14 protein-coding genes are annotated in these 15,997 nt (G+C 44.8%); 9 read left to right on the top strand and 5 right to left on the bottom strand.

All coding sequences use genetic code 11. The features are described from left to right. Window positions 1-204: 204 nt before the first annotated feature. The 4 genes from gpmA to RBH92_RS01390 are packed head-to-tail and all read left to right on the top strand — an operon-like array spanning window position 205 to window position 4,451. The gene (gene gpmA, locus RBH92_RS01405; protein WP_307932951.1) at window positions 205-954 is read left to right on the top strand and encodes a 2,3-diphosphoglycerate-dependent phosphoglycerate mutase; all 750 of its coding nucleotides are present in this window, start codon (window positions 205-207) and stop codon (window positions 952-954) included. A 19-nt stretch (window positions 955-973) separates the two neighbouring features. Beyond that, complete coding sequence (locus RBH92_RS01400) at window positions 974-2,215, top strand: murein hydrolase activator EnvC family protein (protein ID WP_307932950.1); 1,242 nt, start codon at window positions 974-976, stop codon at window positions 2,213-2,215. Window positions 2,216-2,262: 47 nt separating this feature from the next. Then, the gene (locus RBH92_RS01395; RefSeq protein ID WP_307932949.1) at window positions 2,263-3,693 is read left to right on the top strand and encodes a S41 family peptidase; all 1,431 of its coding nucleotides are present in this window, start codon (window positions 2,263-2,265) and stop codon (window positions 3,691-3,693) included. 11 nt (window positions 3,694-3,704) lie between these two features. Beyond that, a complete protein-coding gene (locus RBH92_RS01390; RefSeq protein WP_307932948.1) occupies window positions 3,705-4,451 on the top strand; it encodes a HesA/MoeB/ThiF family protein in 747 nt (248 codons plus the stop codon). A gap of 45 nt (window positions 4,452-4,496) precedes the next feature. Here RBH92_RS01390 and slmA read toward each other — a convergent pair whose 3' ends face one another. Next, window positions 4,497-5,111 carry a nucleoid occlusion factor SlmA gene (gene slmA, locus RBH92_RS01385; RefSeq protein ID WP_307932947.1) on the bottom strand — a complete coding sequence of 205 codons (615 nt, stop codon included), beginning with the start codon at window positions 5,109-5,111 and terminating at the stop codon, window positions 4,497-4,499. A gap of 117 nt (window positions 5,112-5,228) precedes the next feature. On the opposite strand from slmA, the gene RBH92_RS01380 reads away from it, so the two are divergent. The 3 genes from RBH92_RS01380 to lspA are packed head-to-tail and all read left to right on the top strand — an operon-like array spanning window position 5,229 to window position 9,553. Then, a complete protein-coding gene (locus RBH92_RS01380) occupies window positions 5,229-6,206 on the top strand; it encodes a bifunctional riboflavin kinase/FAD synthetase (protein ID WP_307932946.1) in 978 nt (325 codons plus the stop codon). A 20-nt stretch (window positions 6,207-6,226) separates the two neighbouring features. Further along, window positions 6,227-9,028 carry an isoleucine--tRNA ligase gene (ileS, locus tag RBH92_RS01375; protein ID WP_307932945.1) on the top strand — a complete coding sequence of 934 codons (2,802 nt, stop codon included), beginning with the start codon at window positions 6,227-6,229 and terminating at the stop codon, window positions 9,026-9,028. Between the two features lie 33 nt (window positions 9,029-9,061). After that, on the top strand, window positions 9,062-9,553 hold the full coding sequence (gene lspA, locus RBH92_RS01370; RefSeq protein ID WP_307932944.1) for a signal peptidase II: 492 nt from the start codon (window positions 9,062-9,064) through the stop codon (window positions 9,551-9,553). Window positions 9,554-9,586: 33 nt separating this feature from the next. Here the strand turns inward: lspA and RBH92_RS01365 are convergent, their stop codons facing one another. Further along, on the bottom strand, window positions 9,587-9,760 hold the full coding sequence (locus tag RBH92_RS01365; RefSeq protein ID WP_292925566.1) for a hypothetical protein: 174 nt from the start codon (window positions 9,758-9,760) through the stop codon (window positions 9,587-9,589). 354 nt (window positions 9,761-10,114) lie between these two features. Between RBH92_RS01365 and RBH92_RS01360 the strand changes: the two genes are divergently transcribed. Beyond that, the gene (locus RBH92_RS01360) at window positions 10,115-10,591 is read left to right on the top strand and encodes a hypothetical protein (RefSeq protein ID WP_307932943.1); all 477 of its coding nucleotides are present in this window, start codon (window positions 10,115-10,117) and stop codon (window positions 10,589-10,591) included. 177 nt (window positions 10,592-10,768) lie between these two features. Here the strand turns inward: RBH92_RS01360 and RBH92_RS01355 are convergent, their stop codons facing one another. Together RBH92_RS01355 and RBH92_RS01350 are read right to left on the bottom strand one after the other, a co-directional pair. After that, on the bottom strand, window positions 10,769-10,948 hold the full coding sequence (locus RBH92_RS01355) for a hypothetical protein (RefSeq protein WP_292925568.1): 180 nt from the start codon (window positions 10,946-10,948) through the stop codon (window positions 10,769-10,771). Between the two features lie 86 nt (window positions 10,949-11,034). Continuing rightward, window positions 11,035-12,183, bottom strand: a complete 1,149-nt coding sequence (locus tag RBH92_RS01350) for a hypothetical protein (protein WP_307932942.1) — start codon at window positions 12,181-12,183, stop codon at window positions 11,035-11,037. A 419-nt stretch (window positions 12,184-12,602) separates the two neighbouring features. Here RBH92_RS01350 and glmS point away from each other — a divergent pair, with 419 nt between their 5' ends. Then, the gene (gene glmS / locus RBH92_RS01345) at window positions 12,603-14,450 is read left to right on the top strand and encodes a glutamine--fructose-6-phosphate transaminase (isomerizing) (protein WP_307932941.1); all 1,848 of its coding nucleotides are present in this window, start codon (window positions 12,603-12,605) and stop codon (window positions 14,448-14,450) included. A 17-nt stretch (window positions 14,451-14,467) separates the two neighbouring features. Here glmS and RBH92_RS01340 read toward each other — a convergent pair whose 3' ends face one another. Beyond that, window positions 14,468-15,961: a bifunctional metallophosphatase/5'-nucleotidase gene (locus RBH92_RS01340; RefSeq protein WP_307932940.1), complete on the bottom strand. Its 1,494-nt coding sequence runs from the start codon at window positions 15,959-15,961 to the stop codon at window positions 14,468-14,470. Window positions 15,962-15,997 lie beyond the last annotated feature (36 nt).

Here is a 15,997-nt window from a genome sequence, read left to right as displayed (position 1 = left end):
TTCTCTTCCATATACTTATTTATACAAGATTTGATATCAATCTGAGATTCCCGGCGATCAGGTACGCAACGAATCTTGTTTACCGAAAAAAATTTTCACACAAAAGAATCAGTCGGATACTGTGTTTACAGCCGAAAATATAATAAAATACTATTGCTTTTATATCTCGCAACAGTCACGCACCCCCTATTAATAAAGATCAATATGAAAAAAATCGTTCTCCTGAGGCATGGAGAAAGCACCTGGAATAAAGAAAATCGTTTCACTGGCTGGACAGATGTCGATCTAACATCACAAGGCATGAAAGAAGCTCAAGAAGCCGGGCGGCTTCTGCGTGAGCAAGGCTTCATATTCGACCTTGCTTATACATCCGTTCTTAAACGCGCCATCCGTACCTTATGGATTGTATTGGATGAAATGGATCAGATGTGGACCCCGATCCAGCATACTTGGCGATTGAACGAACGCCATTACGGCGCACTTCAAGGTCTCAACAAGGCCGAAACTGCGGCAGAATATGGCGATGAGCAGGTTCTGATCTGGCGAAGGAGTTACGATGTTAGACCACCAGCTTTGAGTGTTGATGATGAGCGCTACGCGGGTAACGATCCTCGATATAAAGGTTTAGCACCAGAGGATATTCCGTTGACGGAATGCCTCAGCGACACAGTCGCAAGATTCTTGCCTTACTGGAACTCCATTATCGCGCCACAAGTTCAATCCGGAAAAAGCATTATCATTGCAGCACATGGAAATTCACTTAGGGCATTGGTGAAATATCTGGACAATATCTCGGACGAAGAAATTCTTAATTGCAATATTCCTACGGGCATCCCATTGGTTTACGAACTGGATGACGATTTAAAACCAATCAGGAACTATTATTTGGGAGATTTGACAGCTGTTAACGAAGCAATGCAAACCGTTGCCAACCAGGGAAGATCAACCGTATAAAGCGCAGATCGGATTCCCGATGACGAATGGAAATCTTCTATATAGCAGCTTCTCATCGAGAATCAATGCGGATCGCAAATTTAGCATTCAACGGCAACAATTCTTGCAATTTCTTTTAGTACTCATATTATCTTATCCGACATCCATTTTTCCCGAAAACCATGAAAACCTGAAACTGTTGCGAGAACGCATTCAAACATTACAAAAAGAATTAAACAAGAAGGAAACCATCCGGCAAGGCGCATCGAATGCTCTGCAAGAAACCGAGCGTGCCATCAGAAATATCACACAGAGATTGCAAAAACTACTTGAAGAAGACCGGCAAGCCACCGATAGCTACAAACAATTACAATCACAGTACAAGCTTATCAAAAACGATATCGATACCGAACAGGATCAGTTAGAGAAACTGCTTTACCAACAATATATTAGTGGACATCAAACTTATCTCAAGCTGGCTCTGTACCAGCAAGATCCCAATCAATTTGCACGAAATTTATATTACTACAATCAAGTATCACAAGCTCGCTCAGAAATCCTGAATAATCTTCAAATCAATCAAGAAAAAATTGAAACTCTAATTCATATTAGCCGTCAAAAGAAAGACGAAATTACAGCCATTCAAACAGAGTACTTCAGTCAAAGAAAAAAGCTTGAACAAGAAAAAAATAAGCATCAAGTCTTAGTTGCGCAGTTAACAGATCAAATTTCGAAACAGCAGCAAGAAATAAATAAACTGAGTAATGATGAAAAACGCCTTAGTCGTTTAGTTAAAGAAATCAACAAACTAATTGTCCAGAAACAACCTGAAAATAAATTAATTAATAATAAATTACCCGATGCTGTCACAACCAATAATGTGCTTTTCTCAGCACTTAAAGGTAAATTAAATTTACCGGTACGAGGGACGATACAAAATACTTTTGGCAGTCAGCGCGCAAACAAGCAATTAACTTGGAAAGGTTTATTTATCCGATCACCGGATGGCAGTGATGTCAAAGCGATCTCAGAAGGAAAGGTTGTTTTCGCGGACTGGCTTCGAGGCTTCGGTCATTTGATCATTTTGGATCATGGCAACGGCTATATGAGTCTTTATGGCAATAATGCAACACTCCAAAAAAGAATCGGTGATACGATTCGGGGCGGAGATACGATAGCAACTGTTGGAAATAGCGGTGGTAATCCAGATTCAGGTCTATATTTTGAACTTCGTCATAAAGGTAAGCCGTTTGACCCATTGACGTGGATCAAAATAGAATGAGTTCGATGTTTTTTTTACATAAATTTGATCAGTGCGGAGATAGCATAATGAGTAACATAATCAAAAAAACTAGTTTAATTCTGATCGGCGTAATCGCTGGAATGATGCTAAGTTTGAATTTTTCCGCTATCGCCAAGAAAGATAATTTCGAAGCAATTCACCCGTTGCCGATCGAGGAGCTACGAACATTCGCTCAAGTATTTGGACGAATAAAGAGCGACTATGTAGAAACTGTCGAAGACAAAAAACTGATCACCGAAGCCATTAACGGCATGCTGGTTGGACTTGACCCTCATTCTTCTTATCTCGATAAAGACGAATACAAGGAACTGCAAATCGGCACTCAAGGCGAGTTTGGTGGTTTGGGCATCCAAGTTACGATGGAAGACGGGGTCGTCAAGGTTATCTCTCCCATTGAAGACACACCAGCATTCCGGGCTGGTATTAAGACCGGAGATTTAATCGTAAAGCTTGACGATACTGTCGTGAAAGGCATGTCTCTCAATGAAGCGATCAAGTTGATGCGAGGCAAACCCAAAACATCCATCAAAATTACGATTGTTCGTGAAGGCGAATCAGAGCCGCTGGTCTTTAATCTGGTTCGGGACATCATCAAGATACAGAGTGTCAAATCAAAAATGATTGAACCAGGGTATGCTTATATCCGCATCACACAGTTTCAAGAACAAACCGGTGAAAATCTTGCTACAGCCATCAAAACGCTTTTTGCTGAGAACAGTGGCAGTATGAAAGGATTAATACTCGATCTTCGTAACGACCCTGGAGGATTATTGAATGGCGCTGTCGCTGTCTCCGCGGCTTTCCTGCCGGAAAACTCCCTAGTTGTATATACGGAAGGACGCAGTGCCGATGCAAAAATGAAATTGCATGCTAACCCTGAGTACTATTTGCGAGGACCTGACGAAGATTACTTAAAAGGACTCCCGGCAGAAGTAAAAACGGTTCCGATGATTACTCTTGTAAATGGCGGATCCGCATCGGCCTCAGAAATCGTTGCTGGCGCCTTGCAAGATCATAAAAGATCCATTGTTATGGGTTCGCAAACTTTTGGTAAAGGATCCGTCCAAACCATATTGCCGCTTGGGAACAATACGGCAATAAAACTTACAACAGCCAGATACTACACACCTAACGGACAATCCATTCAGGCACAAGGCATCACGCCTGACATTCTCGATGAAACGGGAAATAACGATGAGCAACGGCTCCGCGAAGCGGATTTGAACCGCCATCTCTCCAATGGCAAAAAAACAGAGAAAAAATCGGCTCTGGAATCCAATAAAGCAGAACCAAAACCTGCTAGCGAGAAAAAAGAGAAAAAGAATAAAGACAAGAAAAATAAAGCGCCTATCGAGTTTGGCTCTGAAGATGATCTCTTGCTGAAACAAGCCATGAATTACTTTAAAGGCATTGTGATACCCCCTGGAAAAACGAGTAATACCAAAACAGAAAGCTGATTTCCTGGATTGTGAATGATCATCAGCTGCTTCGCTATAGCCGTCACATCCTGCTCCCCGAGATTGATATCGAGGGGCAGGAAAAACTTTGTCAATCACGAGTCTTGATTATTGGCGCAGGTGGGCTAGGTTCCCCTGCGCTCATGTACCTAGCTGCTAGCGGTGTTGGTAATTTAATAATTTGTGATGGCGATCAAGTAGATTTAACCAATCTGCAACGCCAAATTATTCATGATAATCATTCGATCGGCTTAGCCAAAACGCTATCAGCGAAAAAAGCACTCGCCAAAATTAATCCGGAAATTAATATCACGGCTATTCAGGAAAAAGCCGATGCCACAAAATTGCTGCATTTAACCGCAGAAGCCGATGTAGTTCTTGATGCATCCGATAACTTCGCGACACGCTCTCTTATTAATCAGGCATGTGTTGCTCATAAAAAACCTTTGATTTCTGGTGCAGTTGTGCGTTTTGAAGGTCAAGTGAGCGTTTTTGATTTAAGCCAAACCGATAGTCCTTGTTATCATTGCTTATATCCAATGGAGGGAGAGCAAGAAGACATGCCATGTGCAATTATGGGGGTATTTTCTCCCATTACCGGCATTATCGGCTGCGTTCAGGCTGCCGAAACAATAAAAACTTTGTTGAATATCGGCGATAGTCTTAACGGACGGCTGTTGTTACTTGACGGCCTGACGATGAATTGGCGTGAAGCAAAAGTAAACAAAGATCCAGAATGCCCGGTATGCCAAATGTAGCCTTCAACAACAGCCACCTCCCATAAGCCATCGATCCAAATCATATCATTCGATACTGGCCGGTAACAAAACCAAACGCTGAATTTCCCAACCGGCTAAAGGGCTACGATTGAATTCGCTTTTAACAAACTGATGCCAGCAACCAACCACGAAACACATAAGCAAATTAGCATAGGCTGCTGCATCAATCCGCTCGCTTATTTTCCCTTCACTGATGGCAAATCGCAATGCCTGCTTAAGCGTTGCTTCCAAACGATCATGTAATTGATTAATTCGTATTTGCAAATGTTCATTCTCGTTAACCAATACATCACCGATCAAAATACGCGTCATTCCTGGATTCTTCTGCGAAAAACCCATTAACAACAGTAATAAATTTTCAATTTGCTTAACACCAGAGCTTTCCTCCTGCTGGATTTTGTTAACCAATACAAACAGAGTCTTTTCGATAAACTCGATCAACGCTCCGAACATTTCCGATTTACTCGGGAAACAACGATAAACCGAAGACTCCGATATCTCCAGCCGCTCCGCTAATGCGGCAACTGTAATTTTCATTCTATGGGGGTATTCCAACATTTCTGCCAGAGTTTGCAAGATCTGATCTTTTCTATCAGACGATTTTTGTAAATGATTGGAACGCTGCGATTTATTAACCATACGAAATAAAGAACATCAATCAATTATAAAGCTTAATGTAGCACACAATAACCCTGCGTGAACCTAGACCTATTCGCATTAATCAAGATAAAATCAACATTTTTGGGATCCTTGTTCATGCATATATGGCGAAAAACGTCGTCACGTGTTAAAACGCCTGTCGCGCTGACAATTGGTAATTTTGATGGTGTGCATAAGGGGCATCAAGCAATGCTCAAACGCTTACAAGAAAGCGCCAAAATGCTCGGACTGCCTGCTTGCGTAATGACCTTCGAACCCCACCCTCGCGAGTTTTTCTCCCCCGATCAAGCGCCAACTCGCTTAACGGGTGTCCGGGAAAAATTACAATGCCTTATTCAAGCAAATGTCGATCGTGTATACATTTGCCGCTTCGATTACGAGTTTGCAAAAATACCCCCGGAACAATTTATCACGCGGATCCTCAACAAAGAGCTAAATGTGCGCTGGTTACTTGTTGGCGATGATTTTCGTTTTGGTGCACGCCGGGCCGGTGATATAACCATGCTGCAAACTCATTCGGCTGCAAACGGCTATACAGTCGAAATAATGCCAAATATAACTGTCGATGATACTCGTGTTTCCAGCACAGTTATCCGCCAAGCATTGGCAAATGGAGATTTGGCAGCAGCGGGTAATTTTTTGGGCCGGCCTTTTAGCATGAGCGGACGGATTATCGATGGTGATAAACTCGGTAAGAAAATCGGTTTTCCGACTGCCAATATTCAATTAAAACATAACCGTCCAGTATTATCGGGTATCTTTGCTGTTTCAGCCCGGGGTGCCATTCCATCATCTCCCATGACACCACTACCCGGGGTTGCCAGTCTCGGTGTACGGCCAACCACCCATCAGAATGGCAGCTATGTCTTGGAAGTACATTTGTTTGATTTTAACCAGGAAATATACGGACAACGGCTGCAAGTTGATTTCTTGCACAAACTGCGCGATGAACAAAAATTTTCCGATATCAACGCGCTTATTCTGCAAATCGAGAAAGATATTGTGCAAACAAAAAATTATTTCATGACAAAAACCAATGCGCACAATTACAGTAGTATCTGCATTGCACACTAACCCATTAATCTTAAAATTCCATGACCGATTATAAGAATACGTTGAATTTACTCGACACCCCATTTCCGATGCGGGGCAATCTCGCCAGCCGGGAACCCGCGATGCTGAAGGCCTGGCAAGAAAAAAATCTTTACCAAAAGATCCGTACCGCATGCAAATCCCGTCCAAAATTCATCTTGCATGACGGACCTCCCTACGCTAACGGAGACATCCATATCGGTCATGCCGTTAACAAAATCCTTAAAGACATTATCATTAAAAGCAAAACATTGTCGGGATACGACGCACCTTATATCCCAGGTTGGGATTGCCATGGATTACCGATTGAGCATCAGATTGAAAAAAAACACGGCAAGAATCTGCCTGCTGACAAAGTTCGTGAACTATGCCGCGCCTTCGCACTTCAACAAGTTGAACGCCAGAAAGCCGACTTTATACGGTTGGGCGTACTAGGAGATTGGGAGAATCCCTATCTCACCATGAATTTCAAAACAGAGGCCGGTATCATTCGGGCCCTTGGAAAAATTTATCAAAACGGCTTTTTATATCAAGGACAAAAACCGGTCAATTGGTGTATTGACTGCGGTTCCGCACTGGCAGAGGCGGAAGTCGAGTATGAAAATAAAACTTCACCAGCCATTGATGTTGGCTTTACCGTACAAGCGGAATTCCACGAATTACTCAGCAATGCTTTTGGCATCAACATTCCTGCCGAAACTCAAACTTTTGCCATCATCTGGACCACTACGCCGTGGACTCTTCCAGCAAACCAAGCAGTCTGTGTTCATCCGGAATTCGATTACGTATTGGTGCAAACATCTCGCGGCTTGCTGGTACTTGCCAGCGAACTGCTTCAGGCTTGCCTGGAACGTTACGACCTCGCTGGCGTCGCATTGGCTAGCTGCAAAGGTCAAGCCTTAGAACATTTACCTCTGCAGCACCCATTTGAAGCGCGTACTGTAAAAATTATCTGTGGCAAACATGTGACGCTGGACGCCGGCACCGGTCTAGTCCATACAGCACCCGCGCATGGCTTGGACGACTATTTTGTCGGTCAACATTATGGTTTACCGAGTGAGAGCCCAGTCGACGGCAGCGGCAAATTTATTGCCGATACACCTTTGGTAGGCGGTCTCTCGGTATGGAAAGCAAACGACGTCGTCATTGATACCCTCACTACCAGTTCTCACTTATTTTGTCATAAAAAAATCGATCACAGCTACCCTCATTGCTGGCGTCACAAAACCCCCATTATTTTTCGTGCAACACCGCAATGGTTTATAGGCATGAATCTCCACAAATTACCCGATTCTTCCGATCGGAAAAAAAGCTTGCGCGAATTGGCAATGCAAGCAGTCAATAACACCGATTTCTATCCCAGTTGGGGAAGATCTCGCTTGGAAGCAATGATCAAGAACCGCCCGGATTGGTGCATTTCGCGGCAGCGGAATTGGGGGGTTCCAATGACTTTTTTTGTGCATAAAGAAACCCATGCACCCCACCCGCGTTCCTATGAATTGTTGGAATTGGTTGCGCAAAAAGTCGAACAACAGGGCATAGAAGCTTGGTTCTCATTGGATGTTGGAGAGTTGCTCGGAGAGGAAGTCAAGAATTACATGAAATCAACCGACACCTTGGATGTCTGGTTCGACTCCGGTACTACGCACGACACCGTCGTTAAGACAAGCGAGCAGCTTGATTTTCCAGCAGACCTTTACCTGGAAGGCTCCGATCAACATCGCGGCTGGTTCCAGTCTTCACTATTAACCAGTTGCTCGATTGACGGCCTAGCACCCTACCGCGCATTACTTACGCACGGTTTTGTAGTAGATGGGCAAGGCCATAAAATGAGCAAGTCAAAGGGAAATGTCATCTCGCCACAGAGAATAATGGATACTTCCGGTGCCGATATTTTGCGATTATGGGTAGCTTCAACTGACTATTCTGGCGAGCTTTCGATTTCAGAAGAAATTCTGAAACGGGTCGTTGAAAGCTACCGGCGTATCCGCAATACATTACGCTTCTTACTCGCTAACTTGGCCGATTTCGATCCGAAAATTGACTCAGTCGCCGTTACTGATTGTTTGGAAATCGATCGCTATATGCTATCGTTTACCGAAACATTTCAAAAAGAACTGATCGAAGCCTATGAACGTTACGAGTTTCATCAAGTTGTTCACCAGCTGCACAATTTTTGCTCGGAAGATTTAGGCGGTTTCTATTTGGATATTCTTAAAGACCGTCTTTATACATCAGCAACCAAAGGCCTCCCGCGCCGTTCCGCACAAACCGTGCTGCACCATATCGCCCACAGTCTGGTACGGTTATTTGCGCCGATTCTGAGTTTCACTTCCGAAGAAGTGTGGGAATATCTGGCTAAAGATCCCAGTGATAGCGTTTTATTGCACCAGTGGCATACTTTTCCTGATCAACCGGAAACGGAAATATTGCAACAGCGCTGGGCAAAAATACGGATGTTACGCTCGCAAGTTCTAAAAAAACTGGAAGAATCCCGTGCACAAGGTGAAATCGGATCATCGCTCGCTGCGACAGTCGAAATACGGGCCAACCGCGAAGATTTTCTCTTACTTAGCGAACTGGAAGAGGATTTACGCTTTGTATTGATCGTTTCCGAAGTCAATCTGAAACAGGTTGATAACCCACTCCAGGAAGGCATCACGATAACATCCAATATCCATAAAAAATGCGAGCGTTGCTGGCATTATCGCGAGGATGTGGGACAACATGCAGAACATCCTACTTTGTGCACACGTTGTGTCACCAATCTTTATGGCACTGGTGAACAGCGCCATTATGCGTAACGCCAACCACAGATTAATAATGGAATTTTTCCTATGAAGCTATACATTAGTTTAAGTATTGCAGCGCTCATTCTAACTCTGGATCTTGCCAGTAAATACTGGGTTGAGTCTGCACTAGAATTCGGACAAATAATCCCGGTTACCGGTTTTTTCAACTTGGTATTGACCTACAATCCGGGTGCGGCATTCAGCTTCCTGAGCGATCAATCAGGATGGCAACGTTGGTTTCTGAGCGGTATTGCTGGAACAGCTGTTCTACTAATCGTTTTTTTTCTTAATAAATACAAGCATGAGCAGTTATTTTGCTTATCATTAAGCTTAGTTCTTGGAGGAGCATCTGGAAATTTATACGATCGCATTACACTGGGACACGTCGTCGATTTTCTGGATTTCTACATTGGCAGTTATCACTGGCCAGCTTTTAATATTGCCGACTCAGCCATTTTTGTCGGCGCTGTCCTTATGATTTATGAAAGTTTCCGTAATAAAAAAGAGCCAGAAAGCGCTACAGGAAAACCTGAATAATGCTGTTAAATCCGAATATTATCATCCAGATCCTCATTTCTTCGATTTCTTTTCCTTAGTAATCGGGTTTTGTAACGTATAACCATGCTCTTTCATTTTATAACCGCCATAAGCGCCTGCACCCACTGCCACCAAAGTCCAGCAGCCCGATAACAGCGGCAGTATCATCACGAAAGCAATCGCGCTTACTATCTGTTTTCTTTTCATTCCAGTTCCCATTAAAAATTAAGAAAGTGCTGAATCATTCGCCGGGCAAGATAAAGCGCAAGACATGTAATGCACAAAAAATTAGACACATCAAGGTGATAAGTTAATTTTCGAACACCAACTACCATAGCGGATCGCAAAAAAACCAGATCGCTTTCATTCGTCTCTGCGCCAACGCAATTGCATTCCGCTCGACTGCAAAATGCGTTAGAAAACCTCGCTACCGGCACGCCCATCTCAAAGAAAGCAGCATTATATCAATCCCATTCAATTGGATAATGATTCCCTTGTATATTGACTCGGTAAATCTAATAAATAAAAATGCTGTTTTTCTAATTTTAGTTAAACCGTAACATGGAACCATCACTCCAAGCCGTTGCTTTTCAAGCCGCAATCGGCTTCGTAATTGCGGCGGCAACTTCTTGGTTCACGATAAGGCTATCTCTCTCCAAGTTCCGCAAAGAACAGCTCTGGGAAAAGAAGGCGTTGGCTTATGAACGAGTGATCGACGCCATCCACAAGGCAAAAAAGTTTTCTTCAGAACATCTCGATGCGCAATATAGCGGGCGCGACCTACCCGATGAGCATAGCGAAGAACCGCACAAACTGGCAAATGAAGCTAAAGACGAGATCAGCCGCGCTGCGGATATTGGAGGTTTTATCCTTTCGGCTCAAGCGCTAGAGATCATCAGAGAGTACGAACGGCAAAGCAGAGACACAAAACACATTGGATCTTGGTACGAGGCCCTCGAATATGACTACGGAATCACCGATCATTGCCTCAAGTCATTCATTGCCGAAGCAAAACGCGACATCAGCGAAGTGACCTAACCGCCGCTTGAGGTGATCTGTATCGGTAAGGTACGAACTGCGTCTTGAACTTCCCGTCACAATTATTAGAGCAAATACAGTCTCTGCTCAAACAAAAATCCATCACACGACCGTTGGCAGAATCATTAAAGGAAGCGGCAGGACAGCGATATCAAAATGCCCCACCTTCTACTGCTGTTACTTGGCTGATTTCTTTTCCTTCTCCTTAGTAACCGGGTTCTGCAAGGTATAACCTTCTTCTTTCATTTTATAACCACCGTAGGCGCCTGCGCCTGCTGCCGCAATCGTCCAGCACCCCGATAGCAATGGTAATACCACAACAAAAGTAGCTGCAATTAACAGTCGTCTGGTTCCCATGATTACCCCCTCACAAAAACGATTAATAATCTTACCCGTTTTTTAAGACTGCAAATCATCGTATAAAGTTACAAACAATCGCGATATCAGGAAGGCCGGGGGGGTACCTTAATCCATTCTCCCGAGCATTGTTTCACATAGGGATAATAGCCCTCCGGATTCCGGCAATAATACCAATAGGCTTGTTTCTGAACCGGGGCCGGGACAGGTCTCAAATTATCGTTGCGCTGTACGAAAGTCGGCGCCCTTACAGGTGAAGCAACCAGTGGCCCTGAAATAACTGGAGAAGCGGCAAGCAATGCAGGATAACCCCCTAACGGATAGTAAGGTTCGAAATAACGGCTTGGACCAAAACCTACGTAGTTGCTATACATTCCTACTCCGCGCCAGCCACTGTAAAAACCAAAACCAGGAAAAGGTACGCCGAATCCATAATATCCAAAAGGCGCAAAGGGACTGTAATAACCAAATGGCCCAAATCCCAAACCCAGACCTAACCCTAAGCCGAATCCTAAACCAAATCCATCATGATGGTGATGTCCCCAACCATGATGATGCCCATGTCCATCCTGATTATCCTGCACATTATTTTGATCAACATTGACATTATTATTTATGACAGTCCCATCTGGAGATACGCTTTGATCGTTAGTACTATCTTGGGTAGGTTGTTCTTCGGTATTTGCAGATGCAGCATCCCCCGCGACTGTCGATTCATCAGTTACAGCCGATTCACTTGCTGGTGCAATATCTGCCGTAGGCTCGGCAAGCTCTTTCTGGAGCGGCTCTTGAGCAGATTCATCACTTCCCGATATCGAATTATCACCCTGAGCCGGATCACTTTCCGTAGAAAGATCATTGGATTGGTCAATTCCATCAACCTGCTCGAACTCATTAAACTGTGATGGATCATCGGCCGCTCCGAAATCATCCGGTTGTTCAAAATCGTTATCCTGATAAAAAGCATCGCCTTGGTCATAACCACTCTGGTCAGAGTAATCATAATCAGAATACCCTCCCCCATCGTAACTATCGCCATAATCACCGTTAAAGTCGGATTCATAGCCACCAAAATCTCCGCCGAAGTCTCCAGCATCGAATCCACCACCATCAAAACCGCCTCCATCAAAACCACCGCCGTCAAAACCTCCACCGTCACCTTCCGCCACTGCGTGGTTTGTCAAAAATAACCCGCAGAGCACAGCGGCCAAACATGCTAACTTGAACTTTTTCATGTCAACCTCAGTATAAAAATTGCAGTCCCCAATCATCCGGATTTCTATTGACAGCTACAGTTGCCACATAATCGTCTCTCAATAAGAACCACGCCATCTTTGCGATAATGTTAAGAAAAAAACTCTGAACGAATACTGAATAATATACTGCGATTGATTTGGTAAAATAGGATTCAGTATTCGTTTCTCAATATTGTTTTCTGCAATCTTTTCCGGAATTCATCTTGTTTACTGCTCAATACCCAAAATATTTCCTAACTATTCAAAGCACATGTGTGATTTCTTTCAATTTAATAATTTCCCTCAGTCTTTTTCAATGAAACTGAATGATACATGCAACATTGATCGGATAATTAAGCAGCGTATTGAAATATAATGGTTATTGTGACTATTGATCGAACTAAGGAGAAAATTCTTATATGTGTGGAATTATTGGCGCAATCGCTAAAGCAAATGTAGTTCCGGTTCTGCTGGAAGGCTTGCAACGTCTCGAATACCGGGGCTACGATTCCGCCGGGCTTGTATTTACCGATTACGGTTTAAAAAGATTACGCACCGCTGGTCGGGTCAATCAACTCTGTAAGCTAGTGGAACAGGAGAAAGCACAAGGATTTTCTGGTATTGCCCACACACGATGGGCTACGCACGGAAAACCCTCTGAGCAAAACGCGCACCCACATTTTTCAGGGGGTGAATCTCGTATAGCTGTTGTGCATAATGGGATCATAGAGAATCATGAAAGCATTCGCACTTTCCTTAAGAATCATGGTTATCATTTTTCGTCAGAAACCGATTCCGAAGTAATCGCACATCTTATTGCTTTTAAGCTGATAGAAATACACGATTTCTTTAAAGCAGTCTGCTTATCGGTTGCGGAATTGCAAGGGGCTTATGCCATCGCAGTTATGGAGGAAGCATATCCAGAACGCATCATCGTTGCACGCCATGGCGCGCCATTAATCCTTGGAATCGGAAAAAACGGCAATTATGTCGCGTCGGACGTATCTGCGTTGCTGCAAGTAACACGCAATGTAATTTATCTTGAAGAAGGCGATATCGCCGAAATCAGCAATCACAGTTTCCATATTGTAAATTGCCTGAACAATCAATTTGGAGAGCCGGTGAACCGCGCCGTCCATGAGTCGCGCCTATCCAAGGAAGAATTCGGGTTAGGCTCATACGCGCACTACATGCAAAAAGAAATTTTTGAGCAACCTAGCGCGGTCGCAAATACCTTGGAAATGGTATCGAGCACCCGGTCCATCACACCGAATTTATTCGGCAGCGACGCGGAAACAATTTTTCATAATACCCGGCAAATTTTGATATTAGCGTGCGGCACCAGTTATCACGCCGGATTAGTCGCTCGATATTGGCTGGAAAAAGTCGCCGGGATGCCCTGCACTGTAGAAATCGCCAGCGAATATCGCTACCGCAATCCGGTTGCGGATCCAGCAACGCTGGTCGTTGCCATCTCGCAATCCGGTGAAACCGCCGACACATTGGCTGCCCTCGACTATGCCAAAAAACTCGGTCACACCTATAGCCTGGCAATATGCAACGTACCGGAAAGCGCATTGATCCGCCAAGCCGACTTACGTTTCCTGACCCGGGCCGGGCCGGAAATCGGTGTGGCATCGACCAAAGCATTTACTACCCAACTTGCCTCGCTATTGTTGCTCACCGTTACGCTGGCAAAAATGCGGCATAAACTGTCCGCTGCCGAAGAACACCAATTAATCATGACCATGCGGCATTTACCCAAAGCTCTGCAGCAAGCACTAAAAGTAGAACCGGAAGTCAAGCATTGGGCACAGAGCTTTGCGCAGAAACGTCACGCGCTTTTTCTAGGGCGCGGCGTGCATTATCCGATCGCAATGGAAGGCGCGCTCAAGCTCAAAGAGATTTCGTATATCCATGCCGAAGCTTATGCAGCCGGGGAACTCAAACACGGACCGCTCGCATTGGTCGACAATGAGATACCGGTGGTCGCCATCGCGCCGAATAATCAATTGCTCGGCAAACTAAAATCGAACTTGCAGGAAGTACAGGCACGCGGCGGCGAATTGTATGTATTTGCAGATGCGGATTCGCAAATTACACCCAGCGATCATCTTCATGTCATCCGTTTGACCGAATATGCCGGGCTGCTGAGCCCGATTCTGCATACCATCCCGTTACAATTACTGGCGTACCATGTTGCCCTCGTAAAAGGCACGGATGTCGATAAACCCAGAAATCTGGCCAAAGCGGTGACAGTTGAATAAATGAATCGCGAAAAATTTCAATGACTTTTAAGCTGTTCAATCACCAACTGGCGAATATCGGTATTGTTCCCGGCATTTACAATTACAAAATCTGGTGTTCCCGGTTTCAGGTAATCCAGTCCGTGTTCTCTCCCGGAAGCAAGAAAATCGTTAATGGCGAGCCGGTAAGTTTTCTTCGGATCCAGTGCAGTATCATTGATTTCCCATGCGCCACCCACCCGCCGGGTATTGGCGGACTGCAGAAAATCGCCGGAGCCGGTATTGGCAATACCCTGATTCAATACCTTCAGCAGTAACTCACCTTTAATCTCGGCCAGTTGGACTTTTCCGCCGAACGGCAGCACGCGGATGATATCGTAGACGGTGATTTGTCCTGGAGGCAACACGTCATCGATGCGGATCGAACCGCTGTTATAGAGTGACAGATCGGCTTCCGGATATGGTCGCAGCAAGCTTTTTGCGATCAATTCGGTCAGGTTGGTTTTGCGGGTACGCACGTTCGATTCCAGTCCATCCAAGGCTTCCGAAGTATTCGTGATCACAGCCTCGGGTTCAAAACCTTGTTGCCGGAATGCATCAAAAGCGATAGCCATCCATTTATCGACTACAATCTTCACAGCAACATCTTCCGCCAAACTGCCGCTGATCGGCACAAACGTGGGTTTGACTTCGGTTTTGCCGGTTTGTGGATCAAAGTGAAGATCGACGACGTAAACGGAACGAACGTTGGCGTCCCCCTTCAACAATGGCGTGAAATTACCGCGCCAGTTTTGATAATTGACGTGTTCATGTCCGCCAAGCAGCAACCCGATTTGTGGAAATTTCTCCAGCAATTCAACGTCATCGTCGATGGCTTGGTGCGTTAACGCAATAATGAAATCCGTCTGACCGCCGAGTTGCGCAATCTGTTCGTTAGCCGCTGTCAGCGGATCGGAATAACGGACATATCCCGATTGATTAGCTGGCAGTGTCAATCCAAACATGCCAATTCTGAAAGTTTTCCCGCTTTTTTTATCGACGACAGGAATCACCAGATGTTGTTTCACACTCGTATAAGGCTGGCCATCGGCAGCAAACACATTGCTGGAAATCCATGTAAATTGGGTCTCTAGCAAACGCTGGTTGAATTGCTGTTCTTTGAGATCGAATTCATGATTGCCAAAAGTCGCGTAATCGAGCGCAAAGTGATTCAGCACATCGACCATCTGCCGTCCAGCCAACTGCTCGCCTTGATACTGCGCCGTACCGATCGCCGAGGGACTGAACAGATCGCCGCCCAATGTCGTGATGGTATTCGGATTCCGCGCCAGTAATTGCTTGCGTAGTGTCGCAACCCGGGCGATACCGCCTTCCTTGCCGCCGCTGACCGGTGTAATCTCGTAAATATCGTTAAAATGCAAAATGGTGACATGGATCCTGCCATCATCAATATGCGCCGGAGATGTCGCAACGCAGGCTGTCAATACAGCAACAAGAATTACAGATAACCAGCCGGCAAAAATTTTTCTCATGGCAATTTTCAATCCCTATTGAATTTTGAGTATCCA

It is taken from the genome of Nitrosomonas sp. sh817 (genome assembly GCF_030908545.1).
Lineage (GTDB): Bacteria > Pseudomonadota > Gammaproteobacteria > Burkholderiales > Nitrosomonadaceae > Nitrosomonas.
Note: the sequence above shows the minus strand (reverse complement) of the source record. Positions and strands in the feature narration are given on the sequence as shown.

What these genes read in the sequence shown, in the direction of transcription:
- gpmA (WP_307932951.1), top strand. Translation starts at nt 205, where the DNA reads ATGAAAAAAATCGTTCTCCTGAGGCATGGAGAAAGCACCTGGAATAAA.
- RBH92_RS01400 (WP_307932950.1), top strand. Translation starts at nt 974, where the DNA reads ATGACGAATGGAAATCTTCTATATAGCAGCTTCTCATCGAGAATCAAT.
- RBH92_RS01395 (WP_307932949.1), top strand. Translation starts at nt 2,263, where the DNA reads ATGAGTAACATAATCAAAAAAACTAGTTTAATTCTGATCGGCGTAATC.
- slmA (WP_307932947.1), bottom strand. Translation starts at nt 5,111, where the DNA reads ATGGTTAATAAATCGCAGCGTTCCAATCATTTACAAAAATCGTCTGAT.
- RBH92_RS01380 (WP_307932946.1), top strand. Translation starts at nt 5,229, where the DNA reads ATGCATATATGGCGAAAAACGTCGTCACGTGTTAAAACGCCTGTCGCG.
- ileS (WP_307932945.1), top strand. Translation starts at nt 6,227, where the DNA reads ATGACCGATTATAAGAATACGTTGAATTTACTCGACACCCCATTTCCG.
- lspA (WP_307932944.1), top strand. Translation starts at nt 9,062, where the DNA reads ATGAAGCTATACATTAGTTTAAGTATTGCAGCGCTCATTCTAACTCTG.
- RBH92_RS01365 (WP_292925566.1), bottom strand. Translation starts at nt 9,760, where the DNA reads ATGAAAAGAAAACAGATAGTAAGCGCGATTGCTTTCGTGATGATACTG.
- RBH92_RS01360 (WP_307932943.1), top strand. Translation starts at nt 10,115, where the DNA reads ATGGAACCATCACTCCAAGCCGTTGCTTTTCAAGCCGCAATCGGCTTC.
- RBH92_RS01355 (WP_292925568.1), bottom strand. Translation starts at nt 10,948, where the DNA reads ATGGGAACCAGACGACTGTTAATTGCAGCTACTTTTGTTGTGGTATTA.
- RBH92_RS01350 (WP_307932942.1), bottom strand. Translation starts at nt 12,183, where the DNA reads ATGAAAAAGTTCAAGTTAGCATGTTTGGCCGCTGTGCTCTGCGGGTTA.
- glmS (WP_307932941.1), top strand. Translation starts at nt 12,603, where the DNA reads ATGTGTGGAATTATTGGCGCAATCGCTAAAGCAAATGTAGTTCCGGTT.
- RBH92_RS01340 (WP_307932940.1), bottom strand. Translation starts at nt 15,961, where the DNA reads ATGAGAAAAATTTTTGCCGGCTGGTTATCTGTAATTCTTGTTGCTGTA.